The 24,178-nt window shown below is 66.8% G+C and carries 24 protein-coding genes; 17 read left to right on the top strand and 7 right to left on the bottom strand.

The window, feature by feature from the left end:
- Positions 1 to 36: 36 nt before the first annotated feature.
- A complete protein-coding gene (locus tag HLG70_RS22985) occupies positions 37 to 876 on the top strand; it encodes an ABC transporter ATP-binding protein (RefSeq protein WP_171666895.1) in 840 nt (279 codons plus the stop codon).
- Between the two features lie 81 nt (positions 877 to 957).
- Positions 958 to 2,226, top strand: coding sequence for a phenylacetate--CoA ligase family protein (locus HLG70_RS22980; RefSeq protein ID WP_171666896.1), 1,269 nt, complete (start codon positions 958 to 960; stop codon positions 2,224 to 2,226).
- Between the two features lie 45 nt (positions 2,227 to 2,271).
- Here HLG70_RS22980 and HLG70_RS22975 read toward each other — a convergent pair whose 3' ends face one another.
- Genes HLG70_RS22975 through HLG70_RS22965 form a run of 3 tightly spaced genes read right to left on the bottom strand, consistent with a single transcriptional unit; the run spans position 2,272 to position 3,456 of the window.
- Positions 2,272 to 2,691: a DUF6691 family protein gene (locus HLG70_RS22975; RefSeq protein ID WP_171666897.1), complete on the bottom strand. Its 420-nt coding sequence runs from the start codon at positions 2,689 to 2,691 to the stop codon at positions 2,272 to 2,274.
- Between the two features lies 1 nt (position 2,692).
- Positions 2,693 to 3,124: a YeeE/YedE family protein gene (locus HLG70_RS22970; RefSeq protein ID WP_171666898.1), complete on the bottom strand. Its 432-nt coding sequence runs from the start codon at positions 3,122 to 3,124 to the stop codon at positions 2,693 to 2,695.
- Positions 3,121 to 3,456 carry an ArsR/SmtB family transcription factor gene (locus HLG70_RS22965; protein ID WP_171666899.1) on the bottom strand — a complete coding sequence of 112 codons (336 nt, stop codon included), beginning with the start codon at positions 3,454 to 3,456 and terminating at the stop codon, positions 3,121 to 3,123. Before HLG70_RS22965 ends, HLG70_RS22970 begins: the two co-directional genes overlap by 4 nt.
- Before the next feature lie 127 nt (positions 3,457 to 3,583).
- Between HLG70_RS22965 and HLG70_RS22960 the strand changes: the two genes are divergently transcribed.
- The 6 genes from HLG70_RS22960 to HLG70_RS22935 all read left to right on the top strand — a co-directional run bounded on the left by HLG70_RS22960 (position 3,584) and on the right by HLG70_RS22935 (position 8,777).
- On the top strand, positions 3,584 to 4,447 hold the full coding sequence (locus tag HLG70_RS22960; protein WP_171666901.1) for an MBL fold metallo-hydrolase: 864 nt from the start codon (positions 3,584 to 3,586) through the stop codon (positions 4,445 to 4,447).
- Positions 4,448 to 4,531: 84 nt separating this feature from the next.
- Complete coding sequence (pap, locus tag HLG70_RS22955) at positions 4,532 to 5,998, top strand: polyphosphate:AMP phosphotransferase (RefSeq protein ID WP_171666903.1); 1,467 nt, start codon at positions 4,532 to 4,534, stop codon at positions 5,996 to 5,998.
- 23 nt (positions 5,999 to 6,021) lie between these two features.
- On the top strand, positions 6,022 to 6,471 hold the full coding sequence (locus tag HLG70_RS22950) for a GNAT family N-acetyltransferase (protein WP_171666905.1): 450 nt from the start codon (positions 6,022 to 6,024) through the stop codon (positions 6,469 to 6,471).
- Positions 6,468 to 6,932: an HIT family protein gene (locus tag HLG70_RS22945; RefSeq protein ID WP_171666907.1), complete on the top strand. Its 465-nt coding sequence runs from the start codon at positions 6,468 to 6,470 to the stop codon at positions 6,930 to 6,932. The genes HLG70_RS22950 and HLG70_RS22945 overlap by 4 nt, the downstream gene beginning before the upstream one ends.
- A 162-nt stretch (positions 6,933 to 7,094) precedes the next feature.
- Entirely contained in the window at positions 7,095 to 8,330 is a 1,236-nt protein-coding gene (gene nhaA / locus HLG70_RS22940; protein WP_171666909.1) for a Na+/H+ antiporter NhaA, read from the top strand.
- A gap of 57 nt (positions 8,331 to 8,387) precedes the next feature.
- The gene (locus HLG70_RS22935) at positions 8,388 to 8,777 is read left to right on the top strand and encodes a DUF488 domain-containing protein (RefSeq protein ID WP_171666911.1); all 390 of its coding nucleotides are present in this window, start codon (positions 8,388 to 8,390) and stop codon (positions 8,775 to 8,777) included.
- A 21-nt stretch (positions 8,778 to 8,798) separates the two neighbouring features.
- Here the strand turns inward: HLG70_RS22935 and HLG70_RS22930 are convergent, their stop codons facing one another.
- The gene (locus tag HLG70_RS22930) at positions 8,799 to 9,443 is read right to left on the bottom strand and encodes an N-acetylmuramoyl-L-alanine amidase family protein (protein WP_171666913.1); all 645 of its coding nucleotides are present in this window, start codon (positions 9,441 to 9,443) and stop codon (positions 8,799 to 8,801) included.
- A 380-nt stretch (positions 9,444 to 9,823) separates the two neighbouring features.
- On the opposite strand from HLG70_RS22930, the gene HLG70_RS22925 reads away from it, so the two are divergent.
- Entirely contained in the window at positions 9,824 to 10,609 is a 786-nt protein-coding gene (locus tag HLG70_RS22925) for a 3-hydroxybutyrate dehydrogenase (RefSeq protein WP_171666915.1), read from the top strand.
- 83 nt (positions 10,610 to 10,692) lie between these two features.
- Entirely contained in the window at positions 10,693 to 11,355 is a 663-nt protein-coding gene (gene tenA / locus HLG70_RS22920) for a thiaminase II (protein ID WP_171666918.1), read from the top strand.
- 104 nt (positions 11,356 to 11,459) lie between these two features.
- Here tenA and HLG70_RS22915 read toward each other — a convergent pair whose 3' ends face one another.
- A complete protein-coding gene (locus HLG70_RS22915; protein ID WP_213697130.1) occupies positions 11,460 to 12,047 on the bottom strand; it encodes a hypothetical protein in 588 nt (195 codons plus the stop codon).
- 403 nt (positions 12,048 to 12,450) lie between these two features.
- Here HLG70_RS22915 and HLG70_RS22910 point away from each other — a divergent pair, with 403 nt between their 5' ends.
- The 3 genes from HLG70_RS22910 (at position 12,451) to HLG70_RS22900 (ending at position 16,632) form a co-directional block, all read left to right on the top strand.
- Positions 12,451 to 13,212, top strand: a complete 762-nt coding sequence (locus HLG70_RS22910) for a uracil-DNA glycosylase (protein WP_171666922.1) — start codon at positions 12,451 to 12,453, stop codon at positions 13,210 to 13,212.
- Positions 13,213 to 13,491: 279 nt separating this feature from the next.
- Positions 13,492 to 15,300, top strand: a complete 1,809-nt coding sequence (locus tag HLG70_RS22905) for a DEAD/DEAH box helicase (RefSeq protein ID WP_171666923.1) — start codon at positions 13,492 to 13,494, stop codon at positions 15,298 to 15,300.
- Positions 15,301 to 15,444: 144 nt separating this feature from the next.
- Positions 15,445 to 16,632 (top strand): class I SAM-dependent methyltransferase, encoded by a 1,188-nt coding sequence (locus tag HLG70_RS22900; protein ID WP_171666924.1) that lies wholly within the window; start codon positions 15,445 to 15,447, stop codon positions 16,630 to 16,632.
- A gap of 34 nt (positions 16,633 to 16,666) precedes the next feature.
- Here HLG70_RS22900 and HLG70_RS22895 read toward each other — a convergent pair whose 3' ends face one another.
- Entirely contained in the window at positions 16,667 to 17,767 is a 1,101-nt protein-coding gene (locus tag HLG70_RS22895; protein WP_171666925.1) for a CCA tRNA nucleotidyltransferase, read from the bottom strand.
- On the bottom strand, positions 17,764 to 19,896 hold the full coding sequence (locus HLG70_RS22890; protein ID WP_171666926.1) for a lytic transglycosylase domain-containing protein: 2,133 nt from the start codon (positions 19,894 to 19,896) through the stop codon (positions 17,764 to 17,766). The genes HLG70_RS22895 and HLG70_RS22890 overlap by 4 nt, the downstream gene beginning before the upstream one ends.
- 108 nt (positions 19,897 to 20,004) lie before the next feature.
- Between HLG70_RS22890 and HLG70_RS22885 the strand changes: the two genes are divergently transcribed.
- The 4 genes from HLG70_RS22885 to HLG70_RS22870 all read left to right on the top strand — a co-directional run bounded on the left by HLG70_RS22885 (position 20,005) and on the right by HLG70_RS22870 (position 24,175).
- The gene (locus tag HLG70_RS22885) at positions 20,005 to 20,679 is read left to right on the top strand and encodes a 5-formyltetrahydrofolate cyclo-ligase (RefSeq protein ID WP_171666927.1); all 675 of its coding nucleotides are present in this window, start codon (positions 20,005 to 20,007) and stop codon (positions 20,677 to 20,679) included.
- A gap of 272 nt (positions 20,680 to 20,951) precedes the next feature.
- On the top strand, positions 20,952 to 22,382 hold the full coding sequence (locus HLG70_RS22880) for a circularly permuted type 2 ATP-grasp protein (protein WP_171666928.1): 1,431 nt from the start codon (positions 20,952 to 20,954) through the stop codon (positions 22,380 to 22,382).
- A gap of 2 nt (positions 22,383 to 22,384) precedes the next feature.
- Positions 22,385 to 23,359, top strand: coding sequence for an alpha-E domain-containing protein (locus HLG70_RS22875; RefSeq protein ID WP_171666929.1), 975 nt, complete (start codon positions 22,385 to 22,387; stop codon positions 23,357 to 23,359).
- Positions 23,360 to 23,371: 12 nt separating this feature from the next.
- Positions 23,372 to 24,175 carry a transglutaminase family protein gene (locus tag HLG70_RS22870; protein ID WP_171666930.1) on the top strand — a complete coding sequence of 268 codons (804 nt, stop codon included), beginning with the start codon at positions 23,372 to 23,374 and terminating at the stop codon, positions 24,173 to 24,175.
- Positions 24,176 to 24,178 lie beyond the last annotated feature (3 nt).

Below are 24,178 nucleotides of genomic sequence, written 5' to 3'. Positions count from 1 at the left end.
AGCCGGCTCCGCCGCGGCCCCGCTGTAGGAATCTTTATGAACGACGCCAATATCGCCACCGCCACAGACGTCCCGAAGGTGCTGCTCGATGTGAACGGCATCGAGGTGATCTACAACCACGTGATCCTGGTGCTCAAGGGCGTGTCCCTGCAAGTGCCGGAAGGCAAGATCGTGGCCCTGCTGGGCGCCAACGGCGCGGGCAAGACCACCACGTTGCGCGCGATCTCGAATCTGCTCAAGGGCGAGCGCGGCGACGTCACCAAGGGTCATATCCAATACCGCGACCAGCGCATCGAGAAGCTGTCGCCGGCGGAACTGGTCAAGCGCGGCGTCGTGCAGGTGATGGAAGGCCGGCATTGCTTTGCCCACCTGACCATCGAGGAAAACCTGCTTACCGGCGCCTATACGCGCAGCATGAGCCGGGGCGACACCGCGGCCGCGCTGGACAAGGTTTACCAGTACTTCCCGCGCCTGAAGCAGCGCCGGACCAGCCAGTCCGGCTATACCTCGGGCGGCGAGCAACAGATGACCGCGATCGGCCGCGCGCTGATGGCCAACCCCAACATGATCCTGCTGGACGAGCCGTCCATGGGACTGGCCCCGCAGATCGTCGAAGAGATCTTCGAGATCGTGCGCGACCTGAACCAGCGCGAGCGCGTCAGCTTCCTGCTGGCCGAGCAGAACACCAACATCGCGCTGCGCTATGCCGACTATGGCTACATCCTCGAGAACGGGCGAGTGATGATGGACGGCGCAGCGTCAGACCTGGCGCAAAACGAAGACGTGAAGGAGTTCTACCTGGGCATATCCAGCGGCGAACGCAAGAGTTTCCGAGACAACAAGTTCTACCGCCGCCGCAAACGCTGGCTGGCCTGATTCCTGGAGCGGGCAAGCGAACGCTTGCCGCCTGCCGCCGGCAACGGCACTGCAATACGGCACACGAGAAGGTGCGATCCCATGTCCGAGTTTTTCGATGTACTGGAAACCCGAGCGCCCGAGCAACGCGAGCGCGAACTGATGGCCGCCTTGCCCGGCGCGATCGCGCGGGCCATTGCGCGCGCGCCGGCCATCGCCGAGCAATTGCGCGGCATCGATCCCGCCGCGATCACTTCGCGCGAGGCCCTGGCCCGCTTGCCCGTGCTGCGTAAGCATGAGCTGCTCGAACGCCAGCAGCTCAGCCGTGACGACGCGGCGGCGCCCGCGGGCCCCGGCAAGGCCTTCGGCGGCTTTTCCGCCATCGGCTGGGGCGAAGCGATGCGCGTGTTCGCCTCGCCTGGCCCGATCTACGAACCGGAAAGCGCGCGCGCAGACTATTGGCGCTTTGCCCGCGCCCTGTATGCGGCGGGTTTTCGCGCCGGCGAGCTGGCCTACAACTGCTTTTCGTATCACTTCACCCCGGCCGGCTCGATGATGGAAACGGCGGCGCATGCAGTCGGCTGCACCGTGTTCCCGGGCGGCACCGGGCAGACCGAACAACAGGTGCGAGCGATCCAGGACCTGGCGCCCAGCGGCTATACCGGCACGCCGAGCTTCCTGAAGATCATCCTGGAGAAGTCGGACGAACTGGGCGTGAAACTCGATTCGCTGCGCCGCGCGCTGGTGTCGGGCGAGGCCTTCCCGCCATCGTTGCGCGATTGGCTGGCTGCGCGCGGGATCGAAGGCTATCAGGCCTACGGCAGCGCCGACCTGGGCATGATCGCGTTTGAAACGCCCGCCCGCGAGGGACTGGTGCTGGGCGAGGACATCATCGTCGAGATCGTGCGCCCCGGCACCGGCGAGCCTGTGCCAGCCGGCGAAGTCGGCGAGGTCGTCGTGACCACGCTGAATCCCGATTACCCGCTGGTGCGGTTCGGCACCGGCGACCTGTCGGCGGTGATGCCCGGCATCTCCCCTTGCGGCCGCACCAACACCCGCATCAAGGGCTGGATGGGACGCGCCGACCAGACCACCAAGGTGCGCGGCATGTTCGTCCATCCTTCGCAAGTGGCGGACGTGGCGCGCCGGCACCCCGAGATCCTGCGGGCTCGCCTGGTCATCAGCGGCAGCACGGGCTCGGACCGCATGGTGCTGAAGGTCGAATCGCAGGTTCGCGACGAAGACCTGGCCAAGCGGATCGCCGAATCCGTGCGCGACGTGACCAAGCTGCGCAGCGACGTGGAATGGATAGACGCGGGCGGCCTGCCGAACGACGGCAAGGTCATCGACGACATCAGGACATACGAGTAGGCCGGGCAAGGCGGACCGGGTTTCCCGCCGCCGCGCCGCTTGGGTTCAGGAGCGCTTCGGACGCTGCAGGACGGAGAAGATCGCCATCCCGGCGATCATCGCGGCCACGAAGATCAGGGCCTGCGGAATTCCCGCCGCGGCGGCAACCAGCGACGGGCCGGGACAGAAGCCCGCCAGGCCCCAGCCCACGCCGAACGCCAGGCTGCCGCCGGCCAGCCGCCAGTCCACACGGGTGGCGTCCGGCCAATGCATGGGTTCGCCGGACAGGCTGAGACGGCGGCGCCGCAGGACCGCGAAGCCCGCGCTGGCCGCCAGGACCGCGCCGGCCATCACAAAAGCCAGCGTCGGGTTCCAGAGGCCCGCCAGATCCAGAAAGCCCAGCACCCGGGCGGGATCGGCCAGGCCCGAGATGATCAGGCCGAGTCCGAACACCAGGCCCGCGGCGAAAGCGAAAAGGCCGGTCATGTCAGTCTCCCATCACGTGGCGCAATACGTAGACCGTGGCAAAACCCGCCGCCATGAAGATCGCCGTGGCCGCCAGCGACCGGCGCGACCCTCGCGACAGACCGCAGACGCCATGGCCGCTGGTGCATCCCGACGCGTAGCGGGTGCCGATGCCGACCAGCAGGCCCGCCACGATGAGCCTTGGCGTGCCGGCGTCCACGGTGATGTCGGGCAGCGCGGAGAACATCCGGTACAGCCAGGGCGCCGCGCACAGTCCCAGCAGGAAGGCCAGCCTCCAGCCTCCGCCGCGCTCGGGCGACAGCAGGCCGCCCAGGATGCCGCTGATGCCCGCGATGCGCCCCGCGCCCAGCATCAGCAGCGCGGCCGCGGCGCCGATCAGCAGGCCGCCCGCCGTACCGGCGCCCGGCGTGAAGGCGGACCAGTCCACGTTCACTTGAGTGACTCCATGGCCCGTCCGCAGTACAAATTCGATAGGGTTTTCATCACCTGGCTGACCTCGAAACTGGCCATCTGGTAATAGACGTATTTGCCGTCGCGCCGCGTCGCGACCAGTCCTTCGTCGCGCAGTACGCCCAGCTGCTGCGACAAGGTTGGCTGGCGGATGCCGGTCAGCGATTCCAGCTCGCCCACGTTGCGTTCATTCTGGACCAGCTGGCACAGCAGCAGCAAGCGGTCTTCGTTGGCCAGCGCCTTCAGCAGCGCGCACGCCTGGGAGGCGGATTCACGCAGGACGGCGACCTCGCAGTCGGTAAGAGGAGCGTTCATGGGATGTATGTCAGTCGCTTGGCGGATGGCTTCGTCATTATATTGACGAATAAACTATTCAACAATATTATTTAAAATTGTATATTGTTAATCTGCGCCGCGCCTTGCGGCACCCGTGCGAGCGCTCATGAATCCGCAAATCCAGCCCTTCTTCGACCCCGTCACCGCCACCATCACCTACGTGGTCCATGAGTCCACGCCGGGCGGCGCCTGCGCCATCATCGATTCGGTGCTGGACTTCGATCCCAAGTCCGGCCGCACCGGCACGGCCAGCGCCGACCGGGTGGCGGACTACGTGCGCGAGCACCAGTTGAAGACCCTCTGGCTGCTGGAAACCCATGCCCACGCCGATCACCTGTCCGCCGCGCCCTATCTGCAACGCCAGCTGGGCGGCGTGATCGCCATCGGGCAGAGCATCCGCACCGTGCAGGGCGTTTTCAAGAAGATCCTGAACCTGGAGCCCGGATTCCAGCTGGACGGCTCGCAGTTCGGCCATCTTTTCGCCGACGGCGAGACCTTCCGGATCGGCGCGCTGACCGCCACCGCCATCCATGTGCCCGGCCACACGCCCGCCGACATGGCTTACCTGATCGGCGACGCGGCCTTCGTGGGCGACACGCTGTTCATGCCGGACGTGGGCACCGCCCGCTGCGACTTTCCCGGTGGCGACGCCCACTTGCTGTACCGCTCGATACAGCGGCTGTTGAGCCTGCCCGCCGGCACCCGGCTGTTCATGTGCCACGACTATCCGCCCATGGGGCGCGAGGCATCCTGGCAGACCACCGTGGCCGAGCAGCGCCACGCCAACATCCATGTGCGCGACGGCATCAGCGAGGAGGAATTCGTGGCCATGCGCACGCGGCGCGATGCGACGCTGTCCATGCCCACGCTGATCCTGCCCGCCATCCAGGTGAACATCCGGGCGGGCCACTTCCCACCCGCGGAAGATAACGGCGTGCGCTACCTGAAGATTCCCCTCGACGCACTTTGACGCGCGGGCCACGGCGCACTTGCGCGCCGCGGCCTTATCCCGCAAGATCGCCCGATCGAAAAATCCCCGATCCGACGCATCCCCATGTTCGCCGAAGCCGAAGCCGATCCCAGCCTGTCCAAAGACGAATTCAAGCCGCTGGAGGCGCGCCTGCGGGTCGCCCTGCTCAACGCGCAATACCGGCGGCTCAGGGAGGCGGACAAATCGCTGCTGGTGGTCGTGGCGGGGATCGACGGCGCCGGCAAGGGCGCCACCATCAATCTGCTGAACGAATGGATGGACCCGCGCCACATCAAGACACTGGCCTATGGTCCGCGCGAAGGCGAAGAACTGGAACGCCCGCCGCTGTGGCGCTACTGGAAGGATCTGCCGCCCAAGGGCAGCACGGGCATCGTCTTTGGCTCCTGGTATGCGCCGTTGATTCTTGAAACCCTGCGCAAGAAGCCGAATCAGGAGAGGATCGAAGCGCAGTCCGCCGCGATCATGCGCTTTGAAGCCATGCTGGCCGCCGAAGGCACGCAGATCCTCAAGCTCTGGTTCCACCTGTCCGCCAAGGCGCAGAAAGAACGCGCGCAGCGCTTGCTGGCCAGCCCGGAGACGGCATGGCAGGTCAGCCCCGTCGACCTGAAGGTCAAGAAGAAATATGACCGCATCCGCGCGGGCGGACAGCTCGTGCTGAACCACACGGACAGCGGCCATGCGCCTTGGGTCGTGATTCCCAGCGCCGACGAGCACATGCGCTCCGCACGCACGGCCGAGGCGGTGCTGGCCTCCATGCGCCAGCGCGGCGTGCCCCGCATTCCTCCTGCTTTCGTGGCGCATTCCGGCGCCACGCGCATCGTCGACCGCCTGGGCGCACTGGACTACGACGCCAAGGTCGACAAGGCCGACTACGAATCCGAGCTGGGCCTGCTGCAGGGACGGCTGGCGCGCGCCGCGCGCAGCGCGACGTTCCAGGAACGCTCGCTGGTGCTGGTGTTCGAGGGCCAGGACGCCGCCGGCAAGGGCGGCGCCATCCGTCGCGTCACGCATGCGCTGGACGCCCGGCAGTTCGATATCACCCCCGTGGCCGCGCCCACCAGCGAAGAGCTGGCCCGGCCTTATCTGTGGCGGTTCTGGCGTCGCATTCCGCGCCATGGCCGCATCGCCATCTTCGACCGCTCCTGGTATGGCCGAGTGCTGGTTGAGCGCGTCGAAAAACTGACCCCACCCGCCAAATGGCGCCGGGCCTACGCCGAGATCAACGACTTCGAAGAGCAACTGGCCGCAAACGGCGCGCTGGTGCTGAAATTCTGGCTGGCGATCACCCCCGACGTGCAGCTTGAGCGGTTCCGCGAGCGCGAAAAATCCCCTTTCAAGAATTTCAAGATCACCCCGGATGACTGGCGCAACCGCGACAAGTGGCACGAGTACGCCGCGGCAACCAACGAACTGCTGACCCGCACCGACGTCGCTCATGCGCCTTGGCATCTGGTGTCCGCCAACGACAAGCGTTACGCTCGACTGCAAGTGCTGCGACACATCGTCGAAGCCATGGAAGACCAACTCTGAACACCGCCAGGAGGCCTCGCGCCATGAGTACCGCAGAAATCCGTCCCATCGTTGCCGCCGACTTCGACACGTGGCTGCCGCTGTGGAAGGGCTACCAGGACTTCTACCGCGTCGACATCGACGCCGCCGTGACGCGCAACACCTGGGCGCGCTTCCTGGATCCCGCCGAACCCATGCATGCGGCCCTGGCCTATGAAAGCGGCCGCGCCGTCGGCATGGTGCACTGGATCTTCCACCGGTCCACCTGGACCGCGGGCGACTACTGCTACCTGCAGGACCTTTACGTCGATCCCGAAGTGCGAGGCACGGGCGCAGGCCGCAAGCTGATCGAACACGTTTACGCCCAGGCCGCCGCCGCCAACTGCGCGCGCGTGTACTGGCTGACGCACGAAACCAACGCCACCGCGATGCAGCTCTACGACCGCATCGCCGACCGGTCCGGCTTCATCCAGTACCGCAAGGTGATGGCTTGAGCGCGCGCGATCCCAACTGCCCTCTGTGCCAGGAAGACGGCGGCACGCTGCTGTGGCGCGGACCGCACCTGCGCATCATCGAGGTCGAGGATGCTGACTATCCGGGTTTCACCCGGGTGATCTGGAATGGCCATTTGGCCGAGATGACCAGCCTGTCGACCCACGGGCGGGACCTGCTGATGCGGGCCGTGTACGTGGTGGAAGAGACGCAGCAATCGGTCCTGTCGCCCGACAAGATCAACCTCGCTTCGCTGGGCAATATGGTGCCGCATCTACACTGGCATGTGATCCCGCGCTGGCGCGGCGACCGCCATTTTCCGGATCCGATCTGGGCGGCGCCTCGCATCGCGGCAGGCGCGGAGCCCGAAGAATGGAAGGACAGGCAGGCGCGCGTCCAGGCCTTGCTGCCCCGCTACCGCGACCGCCTGGTCGAGGCGATGAACGCGCTGCTCTGGCACTGAGGCCGGGTCTCACCGGGTCACCGGACAGCACGCGACACGGGCGGGCCACTTCCGAAATTTTCCCGAGAAATGACGGAAATTAACGGCATTATGGCAAAAATAAGGCATCAATTCAGTTAATATTCAGGTCTTGTTGCCCGCTATCCGTCCGCCAAAAATTCAATGAAGGCCGTCCCCGCCATTCCACCGGTTCCCGCCCCCGCCAAGCCTGTCTCCTTCCTGCAAGCGTTCCTGCGGTCAGAAGCCCTGGGCGGCTATGTCCTCATGTTCGCCGCGCTGGCCGCCCTGGTGGTCGCGAACACGTCCGCCGCTCCCCTGTACTTCGACGTCCTGGGCGCCAAGCTTGGCTTTCAGGCGGGACCTGTCGTGCTCCGGGAGACCGTGCTGCACTGGATCAATGACGGCCTGATGGCCATCTTCTTCCTGCTGGTGGGGTTGGAAATCAAACGCGAAGTGCTGGACGGCCAGTTGCGCGGCGCCGCCCGCATCATGCTGCCGGGCATCGCGGCGCTCGGCGGCATGGCGATGCCGGCGATCATCTACCTGCTGGTCAACCTGGGCAGCCCCGACACCTTGCGCGGGTGGGCCATTCCCGCCGCCACCGATATCGCCTTTGCCCTGGGCATCCTGGCGCTGCTCGGCAGCCGGGTGCCGACGTCGCTGAAGATCTTCCTGACCGCGCTGGCCATCCTGGACGACCTCGGCGCCATCGTCATCATCGCGCTCTTCTATACGTCGGACCTCAACGTGTTTGCGCTGGGCATGGCCGGCGCGCTGCTGGTGTGCCTGTTCTGCCTGAACCGCGCGGGCGTATCGCGTCTGACGCCCTACCTGCTGCTCGGCGCGGTGCTGTGGTATTTCGTCCTGAAGTCGGGCGTGCACGCGACGCTGGCCGGCGTGGCGCTTGCGCTGACGATTCCCCTGCGCCCGCGGAACCAGGGAGGAATCCATGCGCATTCGCCCTTGCATACGCTGGAGCACGCGCTGCACAAGCCGGTGGCGCTGCTGATCGTCCCGCTGTTCGGATTCGCCAATGCGGGCGTGTCGTTCGCCGGGATGGGCCTGGCCAGCCTGGCGCAGCCCGTGCCGATGGGCGTGGCGCTGGGCCTGTTCCTGGGCAAGCAGTTGGGCGTATTCGGCTTTGCCTGGCTCGCCATCAAGACCGGCATTGCCAGCTTGCCCAGGCATGCCACCTTCACGCAGCTCTACGGCGTTGCGCTGCTGTGCGGGATCGGCTTCACGATGAGTCTCTTCATCGGCGCCCTCGCCTTCACCGATGCCGCCACCGTCGACGCCACCAAGATCGGGGTACTGACGGGCTCGCTGGCTTCCGCCGTCGCCGGGTTCGCGCTGCTGCGCGCGGCCGGCTCACCCGCCCGGGAAACGGGGCCGCACTGAACGGCGGCCCGTGGAGGTTGCGGTAGACTGGCTGCAACGCTTTTCGCAGGAGCCGGCATGAAATCGTCCCGCATCACCGTGCAGCGCGTCTATGAAGGAACCGGGCCGGAAGGCAGCTACCTGGCGCTGGTGGACCGCATGTGGCCGCGCGGCCTGCGCCGCGCCGATCTTGGGCTGGACGAGTGGGCCCGCGACATCGCCCCCACCGCCGAACTGTGCAAATGGTTCAGCCATGTCGACGAGCGCTGGGAAGAGTTCCGTGCCCGATACCTGGCTGAACTGGCTACGCCCGAGCAGCAGGCCCGCATGGCGGCACTGCTGAATGCCGCCGGCACACGCCCCCTCACCCTGCTGTACGGCGCACGCAACACCGAGCACAACCAGGCCATCGTGCTGCGCGACGCCTTGCTGGACTACGCCCGCCACCACGCCAAGCGCGCGGCCTGAGGCCACCGCCGGAACGGGACACTACGGGTCCTGGCAGGCATGCGCACCGCGCGCCATCGCCCGCGCCAGCCGATGGATGATGTCGGGCCGGGCCAGGCGCCGCTCCTCGTCCGGATTCACGATCACGCCCGCCTCCACCAGCACGGCGGGCATCGGCGCGGTTTTCAGCACGGCCAGCCCGTCGAAGCGATGCACGCCGAGCCTGCGGTCCAGCAGCGGGCGGTTCTCGCCGGCGATGGGCTCCGCGTGATACAGCGAGGGCGTTTCACCCGCCGCGAGCATTTGTTCGCCGATCGCCCGGGCGCAGCGCAAGCTTTGCTCATAGTGGGGGTTTTTCTCGGACACGAAGATCGCAAAGCCCGCGAATTCGCGCTGGCGGCCGGCATCGATGTACTTCTGCTGCATCGAATCGTGGTGGATCGACATGAAGAAGCCGGCTGTCGGCGCGAGCAGCGCGCGCTTGCCCAGCGGCACGTCGGCGCCATCGGCCGCTACGCGCGTCACGCGGTCGCCCAGGGCCTTGAGTTCCTCCGCCACTTCCGCGCTCAGGTCCAGGTTGTACAGGTACTCCACCCGTCCGCTGGCGCCCGTTGCGCCCGGCCGTTGCGGCGTGTGCCCGGTGTCGACCACGATGTGGGCGGCATGCGCCGGCAGCAGCGCACTCATGCATAGCAGCACGCGGCTCGCGGCCCCAAGAAAACGACTGATGAATGACCGCGCCACGCCGCTTACCACCTGCAAGAAAGTGAAGGCGCTGGAGGGCCCAGCAGCCGGATGGGCCGGATTCTGCCGCAGCCTCCGGGCAGCGGCAACGGAATAAACCGTGGCCTGCCGTCGCGCGTAACAGGAAGCCCCACCTGCCCGCGAGCGCCGGAAGCAAATGACATACACCGTTACCGCCACCATGACGACGCGCGTTCAGTCTCTTCTCATGCTGGACGACTTACCATCCAGACATGCTCCTTGCGTCCGTGGGCGGCACCCGCCGCCTCCCGCAAGGCCTGTCGCCGGCAACACGCCGGCATCCCTTACCCGGAGGTTGCAGCATGCATCAGCTGAACGGAAAAGTCGCCGTCGTCACCGGAGCCGCCAGCGGCATCGGCAAGGAAATCGCCCTGACGCTCGCCCGCGCCGGCGCATCCATCGCGATTGCCGACCTGAATCAGGAAGGCGCGGACACCGTGGCCCGCGAAATCGAACAGGCCGGCGGCAAGGCCATGGGCGTGGCCATGGACGTCACCAATGAGGACGCCGTGAACCAGGGCATAGACCGCGTGGCGGCCGCCTACGGCGGCATTGACATTCTGGTGTCCAACGCCGGCATCCAGATCGTGAGCCCGATCGAGAACTTTGCTTTCTCGGACTGGAAAAAGATGCAGGCCATCCATGTGGACGGCGCGTTCCTGACGACCAAGGCCGCGCTCAAGCACATGTACAAGGACAACCGCGGCGGCGTGGTCATCTACATGGGCTCCGTGCATTCCCATGAGGCGTCGCCGCTGAAGTCCGCCTACGTCGCGGCCAAGCATGCGCTCCTGGGCCTGGCCCGCGTGCTGGCCAAGGAAGGCGCGCCGCACAATGTGCGTTCGCACGTCATCTGCCCGGGCTTCGTGCGCACGCCCCTGGTGGAAAAGCAGATCCCCGAACAGGCCAGGGAGCTGGGCATCAGCGAGGAAGATGTCGTCAAGAAGGTCATGCTGGGCGACACCGTCGATGGCGTCTTCACCACCGTCGAGGACGTGGCGCAGACCGCGCTGTTCCTGTCCACCTTCCCGAGCGCGGCGTTTACCGGACAGTCCTTCGTGGTCAGCCACGGCTGGTACATGCAGTAGGCAGGCCCAGGACTTGGTACCCTTGGCCTCCAGAGATGGCGCGCACGGTCGCGCGCCATCCGGTTTCGCCTTAGAGGAATCCCATGTCTTTCAGCTCCGATGCCTGGGCTCGCAATGCCGCGCTCTACGAGAAAACGCGCGACATGCCGTTCAACCAGGAACTGGCCAGCGGCCAGCTCGACGAGAACGCATTCAAGCACTACATGATCCAGGACGCGCACTATCTGGTGGCGTTCGGGCGCGCGCTGGCCATCGCCGCCGCCAAGGCCGATGACGCCGACGGCGTGGTGCAGTTCGCGGAGGCGGCCAAGGGCGCCGTCGTGGCCGAGCGCAGCCTGCACGCGGGCTTCCTGAAGCAGTTCGGCATCGACGCCGCCACCTTCGAGGCTACGCCGCTGACCCCGGCCAGCCACCACTACACCAGCTTCCTGATCGCAACCGCCTGGAGCGCGCCCTATCCGGTGGCGCTGGCGGCCCTGCTGCCGTGCTTCTGGATCTACGCCGAGATCGGCCGCGAGATCCACGCCCGCGCGGTGCGTCCCAATCCGTATGCGGCATGGATCGATACCTATGCCGGCGAGGAATTCCACACGCTGGTACGCGCCGTGATCGCATCGGTGGACCACGCGGCGGAAGCGGCGTCGGCGCAAACGCTCGAAGCGATGCACCAGGCTTACACGCACGCTGCCCAGCTGGAATGGATGTTCTGGGACTCGGCCCACCGGCAGGCTGGCTGGCCGGTCTGAGCTCAAGCGCGGATCAGGGGCGCGCGTTCCGGCGCGCATGCCGCGCAACCCGCAACTGATGGCGGGCCTGCGCGCGCGTCATTCGCGCCCCATTTTTGCAAGGCTCACTTGCCGTAAACGTCCCGTGGCTCCGAAAACCGGATCAGATTCGCACATCGGCGCTGGTAGTCCTCGGTGCAGCGCTTCTGCATCGTCTGGGCGACGGTCTTCGCAAGATTGGCGCCTATGGTTCGTGCGCTCGCGTTCGGCCCGCGATTGGAATAATCCCTGAGCGAAATCCAATAATCTTCCTCGCCGTAGCCCCGATACTCGCCCGTCTCGGCCACGTACAGGCGGAACATCATGCCGACGCTCGGTTGGGTTTGCCCGAATCCGTCGGAGCCATGCGGTGCGCCCAGCACAACCGCGTATCTCGCCCCGACGCCTGCCGCGTCCTCTTTCATGCCCTGCGGCTTGGCCGCGGAGGGATTGTATTTTCGTTCAATCACCGTGGCCTTGATGCCTGCCGCGTTCAGGGCTCCCGGTAACTCGGCGCGCAGCGCGTTGCATACCGCTTCCCCTGCGTATACGGCGGGATAGGCGGTACGCGCACCCACCAGGCCGACGCCGCCCATCTCTTTCTGATAATCGCAGATCGGCATGTAGATCACGACGGGACTCAGCACTTCCTGCGGCGACGGGTCGGATTCCACCAGTGGCCGCGGCTTTCCCATGATGAACGTGCAACCCGTGGACAACAATAGCGCCGACGCGGCGAACGACAGTTTGCGGAGATTCATGCCAGGTATTGGAGTAGGTATTGAAAATGGAAGCATCTCCAAACGGAGAGCCCTGCTGGACATGGCCCGCCACGGCAGACGGCATTGGCGAACCGCAGGCGGCCATTTCCTGTTCAGCACGATCGAGTGCCGTTCGGATGAAAACTATATAGCCCGGCGTCAATATGCGATTTACGGGACTAGCCGCAATTTCCCATCCAGTTCATGGTTCTTTTTATTCAAAGCGAAAATTCCGCAGGCAGGCAGCGGCAGGCTGCTTTCACCGCATGTCGTGGCCGGTGCGACGCTTGACCGCGCGTATGCCAAAATCGCGCCCATGCCGATCGATAACCGCTTGAATCCCAACGCCCTGGCCGCCCAGACGGCGCAACTTCCCGCCGCCTGGCAGGCCGCCTTCGCCCCCAAATCCGTGGCCGACGCGCTCGCCGCGGCCACGGCCCATGTGGAAAAGCGCCTGGCCGAAGGCGCGGTGGTGTATCCCGCCACGCCTTTTCGCGCATTGCACGGCCTGGCCCCGTCTGATGTCCGGGTGGTGATTCTGGGACAGGATCCGTACCACGGCCCCGGCCAGGCCCAAGGCCTGGCGTTCTCGGTGCCGGACGATTGCAAGCGCCCGCCCAGCCTGCGCAACATCTTCAACGAGATCGCCCAGGAATATCCGGGCACGCACGTGCCGGTGGGCAATGACCTGAGCAGTTGGGCCGATCAGGGCGTACTGCTGCTGAACACTGCGCTGACGGTGGAAGACGGCCAACCTGCCTCGCACGCCAAGCGCGGCTGGGAAACGGTGACGGATGCGCTGATCGCGCTGGTCGCCCGCGACCCCTCGCCCAAGGTGTTCATGCTGTGGGGCGCCCACGCCCAGGCCAAGCGCTTGTTGCTTCCGGACAACAGCGGCCACCTGGTGCTGATGTCCAACCATCCCTCGCCGCTATCCGCCCGCAGGCCCCCGGTGCCGTTCCTGGGCTGCGGCCACTTCCTGGCCACCAATGCGTGGCTGGAAAACCAAGGGAAAAACCCTATTGATTGGGGACTGGACAAAAAAATAATTCCCTTGCAAGGCGAATTCGGGTTATGATCGCCGCACTGCACAAAACGAGTTCGGCATTTACCGCCTTGATTTAGCGGAATTTTTTGCAGTCTGCCGGGAAGCCTAAGCCCCGGCCTCATGCCGAACTATCATCGATTCCTGACCTCCTTTCCTTTCGCCCTGCGTTCCAATCTGTATAAGAGAACGCGCCACGCGCATGGTTGATTCGGTCGGCACGATGCTCCATCAACCGTCGCCTGGATCCGGCCGCCTAATCCCCTGGCCCGACCAAGCACTGCGTCGCATTGATTGCGGCAAGGGAAAGTAATGTCTTTCGAAAACCTGGGCCTCGCGCCTGCTCTGTTGTCGGCCGTTCAAGAAGCTGGCTTCAGCACCCCCACCCCCGTCCAAGCCGCTGCCATTCCGCAAGCGCTGGCCGGTCAAGATCTGATGGTGTCCTCGCAGACGGGCAGCGGCAAGACCGCCGCCTTCATGCTGCCGGCCCTGCACCGCATCGCCCAGATGCCCGCCAACAAGGGCGTCGGCGTGCAAGTGCTGGTGCTGACCCCGACCCGCGAACTGGCCCTGCAAGTCACCGAAGCCACCGCCACCTACGGCCGCAAGCTGGCTGACCTGCGCACCGCCACCGTCGTGGGCGGCATGCCCTACGGCGCGCAATTGAAGGCGCTGTCGCGCCGCGTCGACGTGCTGGTCGCCACCCCCGGCCGCCTGATCGACCACCTGCAATCGGGCCGCGTCAAGCTGAACACCGTGCACACGCTGGTGCTGGACGAAGCCGACCGCATGCTGGACATGGGCTTCATCGAAGATATCGAGACCATCGTCAGCCGCCTGCCCGAAGACCGCCAGACCCTGCTGTTCTCGGCCACGCTGGACGGCACGATCGCCAAGCTGGCGGCGCGCATGATGCGCGACCCGCAGCGCATCGAGATGGCCGGCGCCAAGGAAAAGCACACCAACATCACGCAAAGCCTGCTGTACGCGGACGATGCCAGCCACAAGATGCAATTGCTGGATCACGTGCTGCGCGACGCCAAGCTGGACCAGGCCATTGTCTTCACGTCGACCAAGCGCGGCGCGGATGACCTGGCCGACCGCCTGGCCGACCAGGGCTTCGCCGCCGCCGCCCTGCATGGCGACATGAACCAGCGCCAGCGCACCCGCACGCTGTCGCAACTGCAACGCGGCCAGCTGCGTATCCTGGTTGCCACCGACGTTGCCGCCCGCGGCATCGACGTTCAAGGCATCAGCCACGCCGTCAACTTCGACCTGCCGATGCAAGCCGAAGACTACGTCCACCGTATCGGCCGTACCGGCCGCGCCGGTCGCAATGGCCTGGCGTTCACGCTGGCCACGCACTCCGAGCGCCACAAGGTTCGCCGTATCGAGCACTACATCGGCCAATCGATCACGCCTGAAGTGATTGCCGGTCTGGAACCCAAGCGCACCCCGCGTCCGTCGGCCGGCGGCAGCGGCGCTCCGCGAGGCGGCAAGCCTTTCGGCAAGCGTCCCGGCGGCTTCGGCGGTTCGCGCCATGAAGGCGGCTACCAGGGCAACCGTGACGGCGCTCCGCGTGAAGGCCGTTCTTTCGCCGGCCCGCGTGGCGAGTTCAAGCCGCGTGAAGGCGGTTACCAAGGCAATCGCGACGGCGCTCCGCGCGAAGGCGGCTACCAAGGCAACCGTCCGTTCGGCGACCGCCCCCAGCGTTCGTTTGGCGACCGTCCCAGCTTCGGTGATCGTCCCCAGCGCGAAGGCGGCTACCAGGGCAATCGTCCCTTCGGCGACCGTCCCCAGCGTGAAGGCGGCTTCCGCGGCGGCGACCGTGACGCGCGCCCCAGCTTCGGCGGCGACCGCCCCAGCCATGGCGACCGTCCCCAGCGCGATGCGCGCCCGTTCAGCGAACGCGCTCCCCGTGAAGGTGGTTTCCGCGGCGGCGATCGTGACGCCCGCCCCAGCTTCGGCGACCGTCCCAGCTTCGGTGACCGCCCCCAGCGCGAAGGCGGCTTCCGCGGCGGCGACCGTCCTGAAGGCGGTTTCCGTGCCAAGCCCGCGTTCGACAAGCGCCCCGGCGGCCCCGCCAAGCGCTTCGCCAAGCCGGCGGATCGCCGCGGCTAATCAGCCAGCCTGACCCGAAACAAACCCCGCGCCTGTCGCGGGGTTTGTTTTTTTGTCGCCCGGATCCCGCAAGACCCGCAGAGGAGCGCGGCGTGCCCGGCCTTTTTTTGGGAAAATGCCACATTGCCCACGCCTCATCCAACCATGCAACGCCCCGCTCCCGCCAACCTGCCCCCCCTAGCCCCCGCCGCGCGTGAACACAGCGAAGCCGCCGCCGCGCACCTGCGCGCCGCAATCACGGCCAACGGCGGCTGGCTGCCGTTCGATCACTGGATGGCCGAGGCGCTGTATGCGCCGGGACTGGGCTATTACGCCGCAGGCAACGTCAAGCTGGCCGATGCGGACGACGGCGCCAAGACGCCTGCGGGGGACTTCGTCACCGCACCCCAGCTCACGCCGCTGTTCGCGCGCACCCTGGCCCGCCAGGCGGCCGAGGTGCTGCGCCAGACCAGTACGCAAACCGTGCTGGAGTTCGGCGCCGGCACCGGCGCCCTGGCCGAAGGGGTGCTGCGCGAGCTGGACGCGCTGGGCCTGCAAGAGACCCGTTACCTGATCCTGGAAGTGTCGGCGGATCTGCGCGCCCGCCAGGCGGAAAGACTCGCCGCATTCGGCGACCGCGTGCAATGGCTGGACGCGCTGCCCAATGCGTTCTCCGGCTGCGTGCTGGCCAACGAGGTCCTGGACGCGATGCCGGTATCGCTCTTTGCCTGGAGCGACGAAGGCGCCGTGCTGGAGCGCGGCGTGGCGCTGGACGCATCCGGCTCGTTTGCCTGGCAGGACCGCCCCGCCCCCGCGGCGCTGGCCTCGGCCGTCGCCGCTCGCATGCCAGCGCTGCCCGGTTATGTGTCCGAGATCAACCTGCAGGGCGAGGCCTGGATCGGCGCCATGGGCAGCTGGCTGGAACGCGGCGCGGCCCTGCTGGTGGACTACGGATTTCCACGCAGCGAGTACTACCACCCGCAACGCGCGGGCGGCACGCTCATGTGCCATCTGCGCCATCACGCGCACGGCGATCCGTTCACCGCCCCGGGCTTGCAGGACATCACCGCGCATGTGGATTTCACCGCCATGGCGGAAGCCGCGCTTGCGGCCGGATTGCAGGTGCTGGGCTACACGTCGCAAGCCCGCTTCCTGATGAACGCGGGGCTGATGGATCTGCTGGCGCAGCTGGATCCCTCGGATGCGCAGGCCTACGCGCAGGCCGTCGCGCCGGTCCAGAAGCTGCTGTCCGAAGCGGAAATGGGCGAATTGTTCAAGGTGCTGGCGATAGGACGCGGCATGCAGGAACCGCTGACGGGGTTCTCGCGCGGCGACAGGCTGGGCAAACTGTAGCGCCCTGCCCGGCCCGGGCGCCCTGCAAGCGAAATCAGCCCGCCCGCAGGCGTTCCAGCCGCGCCTGGCGCACGCTTTCCTTGATGCGGGCCGGATCGCCCGCGCAGGCTTTGGCGATGGCCCCTGCATCCACGCCGCGCACGGCGGCCACCCGGGCCTGCCACGCCGGCTTGTCCACCGGCCGCAATACCGCAACCGTGTCCAGCAGATCGAAGAAGCGCTCGGGCTTGCGCAAGGCGTCGGCGCGTTCCATCAGCGTGAGTTGCGCGTCGGCGGCATCGCCATCCTCTTGCGCGCCGTCCAGGCCGGCCAGCATCTCCGGCAACAGGCGCGCATAGTCATTGCATTCGGTGGGCACGCGCAAGCGGCGGCCCATGGCCTCGCGCTCCGGCGTCAGGCGGCACATCAGCGCGTAGCGCCCCGCCAGCGACAGCCCCGCCGCGGCGGCCCGGTCGAGATCCACGCCGACTTCGTCCACGCCCTGCAATTCGGGCATCACGCGGGCCAGCGCGCCCGAGGCCTGCAGCACGCCCAGCATGCGCGACGGCGCATCGGCCATCAGGCCGCGCGACAGTTCCTTCCAGACCCGTTCGGCCACCAGCGCGTCGGCCTCGCCGGCCTCGACCATGCGGCGGCACAAGGCCATGGTCTCGGGCGCCACGGTGAAATCGCGAAAGCGCGCGGCGAACCGGCCCAGCCGCAGAATGCGCACAGGATCTTCTTCGAATGCGTCGCCCACATGACGAAATACCCGGGTGCGCAGGTCGGCCGCGCCATCGAGCGGATCGACCAGTTCCCCGTCCTGCCTTTGCGCGATGGCGTTGACGGTCAGGTCGCGTCGGCGCAGGTCTTCTTCCAGCGTGACATCCGCGCCGGTGTAGAAGGTGAAACCCTTGTAGCCGCGCCCCGACTTGCGCTCGGTGCGCGCCAGGGCGTATTCCTCTTTGGTGCGGGGATGCAGGAAGACGGGGAAATCGCCGCCGACCGGGATGAAGCCGCGGCGCGCCATGTCTTCCGGCGTGGCGCCCACGACGACCCAGTCGTGGTCGCCCGGCGCCAGGCCAAGCAGCGCATCGCGCACCGCGCCGCCAACAATGTAGACCTGCAGGCCGTCGGTGGCCGGATCCCGCGTCATGGGACGGACGTGCTTTCCGCGCCCAAGGGCACGACGTTGCCCAGGCGCTCTTTCAGCGATTGGGGCTGACCGCTGAACATCGCCGCGTAATACACGGCGTTGGACATCACGTTCTTCACGTACGTGCGCGTTTCGTTGAACGGGATGGTCTCGGCGAAGATCGCGCCTTCCACGGGGTGCGTGAAGGTCGAGCGCCAGTTGTGGGGACGGCGCGGACCGGCGTTGTAGCCCGCGCTGGCCAGCATCTGCGATCCGTTCAGGTCGCGCAGCACGATATTCAGGTAGTTGGTGCCCAGCTCGGTGTTGGTGTCGAAGTCGTTGACGCTGTCGGGCGTGAAATTGCTCATGCCGATCTTGCCCGCGACCCACTTGGCCGTGGCCGGCATCAGCTGCATCAGGCCCGAGGCGCCCACATGCGAACGCGCGTCCATGATGAAGCGGGATTCCTGCCGGATCAGGCCATAGACCCACGCCGGATCCAGCGCGATGGCGTTGGCCTTGGCCGTGACGCGGCCTTCGAAGGGCGCGATGAAGCGCTGGCTGAAGTCGAACTCTTTCTCGGTGCGGTCGGAGGTGTTGACCACGCGGTCGTAGATGTTCTCGGCGCGGGCCAGTTCGGCGGCGGCCATCAGCTGGCGGTCGCTCATGCCGCGCAGGGTGTAATTCCATTCGGGCACGGCTTCGGCGCGCCAGCCCAGGCGAAAGAGCAGCACCGCGCGCTGCAGGCCGGGATTGGCGCGCGCCTCGGCGATCTCGCGATCGCTGATGGGCGCGGGACGCGGCGGCACGTTGATACGGCGGCCCAGTTCCTCGGCGGCCAGCTGGCCGTAGAAGTCGAAGCGGTCCGCAATGCTGGCGTAGGCGGCGGCGGCCTGTTCCTTGTTGCCAAGCGCGGCCTGGCCGCGGGCCTTCCAGTACACCCACGACGTCTCGGCCTGCTGCACGGCCGGCATTTCGTCGATGGATTCGATGACCCACTTCCAGTCGATCTTGGGTTGGCGCAGCGCAGCGCGCACCTTCCAGCCGGAGTTGTAGTCCGTCATGCGGATATGGCCGGCCTCGCGGTACCAGTCGTTGGCCCGGCTATCCAGGTTGAGCGCGGCGACCAGCGCGTACTGCCCGCGCACCCAGGCGAGATTCGACTTGGCCATGGACTTGGCCCACTCGCGGCGCAGGTAGGAATCGGCGACGCCGACGTCCGAACGCGCCAGGCGCGCAAGCGCGATGGTGACGAGTTCTTTCTCGTTGCGGCCCACGGGCAGACGGTCCTGGCGCGTCAACCACTTCATGGGGTCCTTCATGAGGACGTCGTAGGTCTTCTGGTCGCGCGGCTCGAACATGTACTGCACGAACTTGCGCGCGTCCGTCGTCTTGTTGGCCTCGATGGCGTCGCGCAACTGGGGTTCCAGCTGTTCCCAGCCCAGGATGCGATCCGCCACCAATTGGTCGTACAGCGCCCAGCAGGCCCCGCCCGGCGCGAACACGGCCATGGCCTGCGCCGCGGTGGCGCGCTGGCCGGTCATGTGCTTGCCGTCCAGAATGGCGCATTCGATCTGCGCATTGGTGTTCTTCACCGGCGCAAGCTTGCGCACGGTTTCGAAGTCGCCGCTGCGGGCGGCCGCCAGCAGCCAGTCGCCGCGCAGGCGGTCGGCCAGGTAGGCGTCGCCGTTGCTGCCAATGAATTTTTGCAGGTCGGCGGTGGGCCGGCCGGTGGCGGGCGGAGTCCAGAGCTGATAGCGCAGGAGCCAGTATTCGGGGTACATGCCCAGCGGGTTGCCCTTGGCTTGCGGGACGAGCGCGCCCAGGACGGACCATTGCTTGCGGTTCATGGCCTCGCGCGCGGCGACCACGGCGGCCAGCGCCGGCGTATCCGAGGTGGGCGGCAGGCCTGCCAGCACGGCCGGGGGCACGGCAATGACAGGCTGCGCCGCCTGTATGGCGGGTTGGGGCTGCGGATTGACGGCGGCGCTGCGCTGCTGCGCATCCACCGGCGCACAGGCGGCGGTGAACAGCGCCACCAGGGGCAGCCATCGGCGCAGGCCGGAGCGAACATCGGGCGTGGTGGCGGCGGCGCTTACGGCCTGCCGCAGGGATTTCTGATACCGTCGGGGTTGCAAGGTCTGTGTCATGCTGCTTTCCTCATGCACCCGTCTTGCCGCACGCCCGCATGCTGGCCATCCGCATGTTTTTCTTCAGCATGTTCGCCTTCATTTTCCACCCCCAGTTACAGCCACCGCATGACTACGCAAAATACTCCAGAGGATACCGCAGTCCAGCACCGCACGCGATTGCGGCAACTGCGCGCCGGATTGCCGGAAGACCAGCGCAGCCGGGGCGGTTTACTGATGCGCGCCCGGCTGTTCACCTGGCTGAACGTGGCGCGCGACCAGGCCGTGCGTGCCGGTAATCCGGCCCCCACCACCGTCGCCGCTTTCTGGCCCATGGCCGACGAGCCCGACCTGCGGCCCTTGCTGACGCAATGGACCGAGGGCGGCATGACGGTCGCCTTGCCGGTGATGCGCGAGCGCAACGCCCCCCTGGCGTTCCTGCCCTGGACGCCCGATGCCGAACTGCGCGCGGGCCCGTATGGCATTCAGGAACCCGTCGCCGGCCCCGAATTGCTGCCCGACGTAGTCCTGGTGCCCACCCTGGGCTACACGGAACAGGGCGACCGCCTGGGCTACGGCGGCGGCTATTACGACCGCACCCTGGCTGCCCTGCGCGAACGGGGCCACCCGTTCATCGCGATTGGAATCGCCTGGAGCTGCGGCGAACTGGATGCCGACTACGTCCCCGCCGCGCACGACGTCCGGCTGGACGCGGTGCTGACCCAGGACGGCTGGGTGCCGCAGGCACCCCTGGAGCAAGGCGGCACGGGCGGAACCACGCTGCACACCTACCGGATGAACTGACGCACCAGTTCTGCCCGGCTCCATGCACCAAACTGGTGCGGATTCCTGCCAGAAGTTTCTCCGGCTGACGCGCCGCGCCCGCCGCGCGGCCGGTCGACCCGCGTAGCCCGCCGCGGGGATGGCATTTCGACTCCCTTGAGAGGATATTGTCCTCAAGGACGCCCGCAAGCCGAAAAGCTGGCACGCCGGTTGCTTGTCATTAAGACCGGCCACGCCTGAGCCGGGTAACGGCCGCGTGCAAGCCGGCCGCAAGCACCTGCATCGGAGGAGCCATGAAGGACAGACCATCCCGTCCATCCGCCTATGACGAAATGCGCCACGGCGCGAGCGGCGTACGCTCCCACTACCAGGCCTTCGAGCGCTGGCACAATGAGCAGTCGGCCGAGGCCATGGCCGTGCGCCGGCTGGAAGCGGACCTGAGTTTTCGCCGGGTGGGGATCACCTTCTCGGTCGCGGGCGATGCCGCCGGGACCGAGCGCCTCATCCCCTTCGACCTGATCCCCCGGATCATCCCCGCCGACGAATGGCGGCACCTGGAAGCCGGCCTGAAACAGCGCGTGCGCGCGCTGAACATGTTCATCCGCGACATCTACCACGGCCACGACATCGTGCGCGCCGGCATCGTCCCGGCCGAACAGGTGTTCCTGAATTCCCAGTACCGCCCCGAAATGCAGGACGTCGCGGTGGCCGAGGACATCTACTGCCACATCGCGGGCGTGGACATCGTGCGGGCGGGCGCTGGCGAGTTCTACGTGCTGGAAGACAACCTGCGCGTGCCTTCGGGCGTGTCCTACATGCTGGAGAACCGCAAGATGTCGATGCGGCTCATGCCCGATGCATTCAGCCGCATCAAGGTCGAACCGGTGGCGCACTACCCCGACCTGTTGCTGGACAACCTGCGCGAAGTCGCGCCGCACGGCGGGGACGACCCCACCGTGGTCGTGCTGACGCCGGGCATGTACAACTCGGCCTACTTCGAGCACGCCTTCCTGGCCCAGCAGATGGGCGTGGAACTGGTGGAAGGCCAGGATCTGTTCGTGGAGCAGAACACCGTCTACATGCGCACCACCCAAGGGCCGCGCAAGGTGGACGTGATCTACCGGCGCCTGGACGACGACTTCCTGGATCCGCTGTCGTTCCGCGCCGATTCGGCGCTGGGCGTGCCCGGGCTGCTGTCGGTATACCGCGCCGGCCGCGTCACGCTCGCCAACGCCATCGGCACCGGCATCGCCGACGACAAGTCCACTTATCTGTACGTGCCGGACATGATCCGGTTCTACCTCAGCGAGGAGCCCATCCTGTCGAACGTGCCGACCTGGCGCTGCGGCCGGCCCGAAGAGCTGTCCCATGTGCTGGCCCACATGCAGGACCTGGTGGTCAAGGAAGTCCATGGCGCCGGCGGCTACGGCATGCTGGTGGGGCCTTCGGCCTCGCGCGCGGAGGTCGAGGCGTTCAAGGATCGCGTGCGCGCCAATCCCGCCAACTACATCGCGCAGCCCACGCTGGCGCTGTCCACCATTCCCACCTATGTGGAATCGGGCGTGGCGCCACGCCACGTGGACCTGCGCCCCTACGTACTGTGCGGCAAGGACATCCGCACCGTGCCTGGCGGCCTGTGCCGCGTGGCGTTGACCGAGGGCTCGCTGGTGGTCAACAGCAGCCAGGGCGGCGGCACCAAGGACACCTGGGTACTGGAGGACTGAACATGCTGAGCCGAACCGCCGACAACCTGTTCTGGATGTGCCGCTACACCGAACGCGCCGAGAACACGGCCCGCATGCTGGACGTGAACCTGCAGATGTCGCTGCTGCCCCAGGACGCGCAGATGCGCGAGGGCTCCTGGCTGGGCGTGCTGCGCATCTCCGAACTGCAGGGCCTGTATCAGAGCAAGTACGCGTCCATCTCGCCCAGCGACGTGCTGGAGTACATGGTCCGCGATCCCGAGAACCCCTCGTCGATCTATTCCTGCATGCGTGCAGCCCGCGAGAACGCGCGCGCCGTGCGCGGCAGTCTCACGACCGAAGTCTGGGAAACCTACAACACCACCTGGCTGGAGCTGCTCAAGCATTTGCATACCGGCCTCCTGGAGCGCAATCCGGGCGAGTTCTTCGAATGGGTGAAGTTCCGCTCGCATCTGGCGCGCGGCGTCACCATCGGCACCATGCTGGAGGACGAGGCGCTGTATTTCCTGCGCATCGGCATGCATCTGGAACGCGCCGACAGCACCGCCCGCATGCTGGACGTGAAGTTCCACGAACGCGGGGGCAACGGCGCGCAGGAAGGCCGCGCCGAACCGATCGGCTCCGCCGCGCTGCAAAGCGAGTTCTACCGCTGGTCGGCCTTGCTCAGCTCCGTGTCCGGACTGGAGATCTACCGCAAGGTGTACCGCGACGTGATCACGCCCGACCGGGTGGCGGAACTGCTGATCCTGCACGGCGACATGCCGCGTTCGCTGCTGGCCTCGATGCGGGCGGTGGCCGACGACCTGGCGCGCGTCTCGAACCAGCGCTCGACCGAAACCGAACGGCGCGCCGGCATGCTGTGCGCCGAACTGCAGTACGGCCGCGTCGAGGACATCCTGGATAGCGGGCTGCACCAGTACCTGGACCATTTCCTGGACCGCATCAACGACCTGGGCAACCGGATCAGCCAGGACTTCCTGGTGCCGCTGTCGGCATAACAAGGGGCAGCAATGAAACAGATCATCACGCATGTCACGCATTACCGCTACACCGCGCCGGTCAACTACAGCATCCAGACCCTGCGCCTGACGCCGCGCGACGACGAGCACCAGCGCCTGCTGCGCTGGCATATCGACGCGCCCGGCGCGCTGGAAAAGCAGGTCGACGCCTATGGCAACATCACGCACACGCTGACGCTCAACCACCCCCACACCGACATTGAATTGCGCGTGGTCGGGCAAGTCCTGGTGGCGCCGCTGACGCGTGGCGTGCTGGGCAGCGAAGACAGCCGGCTGCCCGTGCATGCCTACTGCGTGCAGACTCCGCTGACGCAGGCGGACGACACCATCCATGCCTTCGTGCGCGGGGTGCTGCCCAACGGCCTGACCACGTCGGACGATATCCTGACCCTGGCCACCGCGATCAACGACCGCGTCGCCTACGAGCCCGGCACCACCGACGTGACCACGGCAGCCGACCAGGTGCTGGCCATGGGCCACGGCGTCTGCCAGGATCACGCCCATCTGTTCCTGGCCTGCGTACGGGGCCTGAGCGTGCCCGCGCGCTATGTCAGTGGCTACCTGTACACCGCCACCGAGCATGCGGCCAGCCATGCCTGGGCCGACGTCTGGCTGCCCGACATCGGCTGGACCAGCGTGGACATCACCAATCGCCAGTTCGCCTCTGACTGCCACTGCCGGCTGGCGGTGGGGCGGGACTATGACTCCGCCGCGCCGGTGCGCGGCGTGCGCACCGGCGGCGGCGAGGAATCCATGGAGGTCAGCGTGCAAGTCCAGGCCCAGCCGCAGCAGTAACAT

Origin of the sequence: Achromobacter deleyi (assembly GCF_013116765.2) — a bacterium.
GTDB classification, from domain to species: Bacteria; Pseudomonadota; Gammaproteobacteria; order Burkholderiales; family Burkholderiaceae_B; genus Achromobacter; species Achromobacter deleyi_A.
The sequence above is the reverse complement of the archived record's forward strand: the minus strand, read 5'-3'. Positions and strand labels throughout refer to the sequence as shown.

Excerpts from the sequence above, each read along its gene's own strand:
- HLG70_RS22875 (WP_171666929.1), top strand. The coding sequence starts at position 22,385 with ATGCTGAGCCGAACCGCCGACAACCTGTTCTGGATGTGCCGCTACACC.
- HLG70_RS22910 (WP_171666922.1), top strand. The coding sequence starts at position 12,451 with ATGCCGATCGATAACCGCTTGAATCCCAACGCCCTGGCCGCCCAGACG.
- HLG70_RS22965 (WP_171666899.1), bottom strand. The coding sequence starts at position 3,456 with ATGAACGCTCCTCTTACCGACTGCGAGGTCGCCGTCCTGCGTGAATCC.
- tenA (WP_171666918.1), top strand. The coding sequence starts at position 10,693 with ATGTCTTTCAGCTCCGATGCCTGGGCTCGCAATGCCGCGCTCTACGAG.
- HLG70_RS22870 (WP_171666930.1), top strand. The coding sequence starts at position 23,372 with ATGAAACAGATCATCACGCATGTCACGCATTACCGCTACACCGCGCCG.
- HLG70_RS22930 (WP_171666913.1), bottom strand. The coding sequence starts at position 9,443 with ATGAGTGCGCTGCTGCCGGCGCATGCCGCCCACATCGTGGTCGACACC.
- HLG70_RS22900 (WP_171666924.1), top strand. The coding sequence starts at position 15,445 with ATGCAACGCCCCGCTCCCGCCAACCTGCCCCCCCTAGCCCCCGCCGCG.
- nhaA (WP_171666909.1), top strand. The coding sequence starts at position 7,095 with ATGAAGGCCGTCCCCGCCATTCCACCGGTTCCCGCCCCCGCCAAGCCT.
- pap (WP_171666903.1), top strand. The coding sequence starts at position 4,532 with ATGTTCGCCGAAGCCGAAGCCGATCCCAGCCTGTCCAAAGACGAATTC.
- HLG70_RS22905 (WP_171666923.1), top strand. The coding sequence starts at position 13,492 with ATGTCTTTCGAAAACCTGGGCCTCGCGCCTGCTCTGTTGTCGGCCGTT.
- HLG70_RS22880 (WP_171666928.1), top strand. The coding sequence starts at position 20,952 with ATGAAGGACAGACCATCCCGTCCATCCGCCTATGACGAAATGCGCCAC.
- HLG70_RS22985 (WP_171666895.1), top strand. The coding sequence starts at position 37 with ATGAACGACGCCAATATCGCCACCGCCACAGACGTCCCGAAGGTGCTG.
- HLG70_RS22890 (WP_171666926.1), bottom strand. The coding sequence starts at position 19,896 with ATGACACAGACCTTGCAACCCCGACGGTATCAGAAATCCCTGCGGCAG.
- HLG70_RS22980 (WP_171666896.1), top strand. The coding sequence starts at position 958 with ATGTCCGAGTTTTTCGATGTACTGGAAACCCGAGCGCCCGAGCAACGC.
- HLG70_RS22885 (WP_171666927.1), top strand. The coding sequence starts at position 20,005 with ATGACTACGCAAAATACTCCAGAGGATACCGCAGTCCAGCACCGCACG.
- HLG70_RS22925 (WP_171666915.1), top strand. The coding sequence starts at position 9,824 with ATGCATCAGCTGAACGGAAAAGTCGCCGTCGTCACCGGAGCCGCCAGC.
- HLG70_RS22960 (WP_171666901.1), top strand. The coding sequence starts at position 3,584 with ATGAATCCGCAAATCCAGCCCTTCTTCGACCCCGTCACCGCCACCATC.
- HLG70_RS22950 (WP_171666905.1), top strand. The coding sequence starts at position 6,022 with ATGAGTACCGCAGAAATCCGTCCCATCGTTGCCGCCGACTTCGACACG.
- HLG70_RS22935 (WP_171666911.1), top strand. The coding sequence starts at position 8,388 with ATGAAATCGTCCCGCATCACCGTGCAGCGCGTCTATGAAGGAACCGGG.
- HLG70_RS22895 (WP_171666925.1), bottom strand. The coding sequence starts at position 17,767 with ATGACGCGGGATCCGGCCACCGACGGCCTGCAGGTCTACATTGTTGGC.
- HLG70_RS22975 (WP_171666897.1), bottom strand. The coding sequence starts at position 2,691 with ATGACCGGCCTTTTCGCTTTCGCCGCGGGCCTGGTGTTCGGACTCGGC.